Source organism: Pedomonas sp. (assembly GCF_036515995.1).
In the GTDB taxonomy this organism is placed as follows: Bacteria; Pseudomonadota; Alphaproteobacteria; order Sphingomonadales; family Sphingomonadaceae; genus Pedomonas.
This window is the reverse complement of the sequence record NZ_DATBUP010000266.1, coordinates 1-2,563: the sequence shown is the minus strand read 5'-3', so window position 1 is coordinate 2,563 and position 2,563 is coordinate 1. Positions and strand designations below refer to the sequence as shown.

At 62.2% G+C, this 2,563-nt stretch carries 2 protein-coding genes; one reads left to right on the top strand and one right to left on the bottom strand.

Annotation, left to right across the window (positions count from 1 at the left end):
- Nucleotides 1-382 precede the first annotated feature (382 nt).
- A complete protein-coding gene (locus tag VIG90_RS19025; protein ID WP_331595096.1) occupies nucleotides 383-592 on the bottom strand; it encodes a hypothetical protein in 210 nt (69 codons plus the stop codon).
- Between the two features lie 618 nt (nucleotides 593-1,210).
- Here VIG90_RS19025 and VIG90_RS19020 point away from each other — a divergent pair.
- Nucleotides 1,211-2,422: a GGDEF domain-containing protein gene (locus tag VIG90_RS19020; RefSeq protein ID WP_331595097.1), complete on the top strand. Its 1,212-nt coding sequence runs from the start codon at nucleotides 1,211-1,213 to the stop codon at nucleotides 2,420-2,422.
- The last annotated feature ends 141 nt before the right edge of the window (nucleotides 2,423-2,563 follow it).

The following is a 2,563-nucleotide window of genomic DNA, read 5'->3' as shown; positions in this document are numbered from 1 at the left end:
CTCCTGCACCTCCCATCCGTTTGAAGGGGAGGTGGCGAACGGAGCGAAGCCGAGAACGCTGCAAGCAAGCACACTTCAAAGCGCAGTCTGCACCCGCAGGCTGCGCTTTTTCCTTGCCGGATGCCGCTCTCTACGACCTTTTCCTCTTCCCCTCTTCATTGACTCCCTCACCCAGAATCACTTACTTTGAACTGGCATAAAGAGCATTTTGGTGGGGTCATCTGGCCTATTGCTCCACCATGCGGATGGCAGGCTGGCCAGAGCCTGCGCGTGTGACACCTCGGGTGGTTTCCGACCCTTGAAGCTAAGGAAACGCTGCTAGCACGCCTCAAATAAAGCCGCCCCGGATGCAGTCCGACGGGCGGCTTTATTATATCCAATATCAAATTTGGCCTACCATGATCCCTCTGCCCTGCAGCCTGTTATATGCCGTAATGACATGCCAGAACGGCTCACGCCCGTCTTCAAACTGCATGATGCACGTGCCGGTATTGATGCGAACAGCGGTCACCCGTGTATATCGATATGACAGGGCTTCGTAGAACAGCGGCGTTCGCGGCAGGAGAAGTTTGGCCACATAGAGTGCGGCCATGTGCAGATCATCGGTGCAATCAGTTTCGCCGATGTGTTGCCTGATTTCTAACCTGTGCTCGGCCACGATGTGCCGTGCACCAAAACCCCTGTGAGGGCCTGCGTGCTTTCCTTCATGTAAAAAGATGGGGCACACTGGGGTTTGAAGTCCCGAGGCAAGTCGAAGAGCTGGAAGCACCCCGAAAACCTTTAGTCCCGAGTGGGGATGCGTCAGTCTGCGTTTCGACATTGCTATTTGTTCTTATTTATTATGGGCACCCTCCCACTTTGGAAACGCTCTGACAACCGTCTGATGGTCGAATACTCGGAACCGGCCTGGGGTCGGCCAAGCCCTTGCCATCCCGGCTCTTTTCTCACTTTGACAACCGACACACGAAGCGGCACGGGCACCTGTCGAAGAGCGGGGCTTCGCATAATAGGATGCTCATTACCGCTCACTGCCGCTCATTACCGCTCACTGCCGCTCATTGCTGCGGCTAACACGGTTCACCCCGTTTCGCAGGCGCAGCGGAGGCGGGTTGCTTGATGTTCCGGTACGGCGCGTGTAACGGCTGCCCGCGCACATCCATGCGTTGCATGTCTTTCCAACCGGGCCGCCAAGAGAGTGACCTTGAACGGCGTGATTGCCCCCACTCCCTATTTCACTGTTGCTCTCGTTGCGCCGGGTGTTCTGGCCGTCTTCGGGCTTGCGTTCCTGTGGGCGTGGTCGATCGAGCGCAAGCGCAACTATCTGCGGCTGCTGGCGGGGGCGTGTTTCTGCTTCGGCATCGGCGCCGTCTCGCAGGCCATGATGCTGCCGCGAGACATCGGCCACAATGCACTGTTCTCCGGGGCCTTCCACACGCTCGCCGTGCTGCTGGTGTCCGAAGGCGTCTTGCGGCGCTCCGGCCGGAAGCTGGGGCTTGCGGTCGACATCGCCGTCTTCCTTGCGGTCATCGCGCTGCTGTGGTGGTTCTTCTACGTCTCGCGCAGCGTCGTGGTGCGGGTCTATGTGCAGAACTTCAGCTACGGCGCGGTGCTGCTGGCCACGGCGATCATGCTGCGCCCGCTGGCAAAGGGCCGCTATGTGGATCGCGCCCTGTTCTGGTTCCTGCTGTTCTTCGCCGTGCTGTTCTTTCCACGCACGCTCCTCACAATGGGGCTGCAAGACCTGATCAGCGTGCAGGAATTCGCCTCCACCCGCTTCTGGCAGGTGCTGCAATTGTCGCTGGCCATCTTCGGCTCAGGGCTTGGCTTCACCATCCTGGCGGCGGCGCTCACCGACGTGATGGATGACCTGCGGCGCGAGCGTGATACGGACCCGCTCACCGGCGTGCTCAACCGGCGCGGGTTCGAAGACCGGGCCGCCGCCGCGCTGCGGCGCGGTGCCGCCGGCGCTGGGACCGGCACTGAGAGAGGCACTGGGACCGGCGCTCAGGCGGCGCTGGTCGCCTGCGATCTCGATCACTTCAAGAGCATCAACGATACCTACGGCCACCCCGCCGGAGACGAGGTGCTGCGCAGGTTCGGCGCGCTGCTGCGGGAGACGGCCCGCGCGGGAGACATTATCGGCCGCACCGGCGGGGAGGAGTTCCTCGTGCTGCTGCCCGGCACAACCCGGGCCGGTGCCTTCGAATTCGCCGAGCGGGTGCGCCAGAGGCTGGAAACCCTCGCCATTCCCGCCCTTGGCCCCGGCAAGACGGTGACGGGCAGCTTCGGCCTGACCGAGCGCCAAGGCAGCGAGAGCCTGCAAGCCATGATCGAGCGCGCGGACCGCCGCCTCTACGCCGCCAAAACCGGCGGGCGCAATCGCACCGTTGCGGTCGAACTGTCCAGCCTGATGCGGGCGTAGAGACGACTCCGCCGCAGCCGCGCTCGCTCCCGCAAACAGGGCAAGGCCGCCTGCCACCAGCGCAATCAGAAAACAGATCAGCCCCGTCATTCCCCGTGCTCCCCGTGCCTCATCCGTTGTCAACGACACGCAAACCGGAAC

What these genes read in the sequence shown, in the direction of transcription:
- VIG90_RS19025 (WP_331595096.1), bottom strand. Translation starts at nt 592, where the DNA reads ATGGCCGCACTCTATGTGGCCAAACTTCTCCTGCCGCGAACGCCGCTG.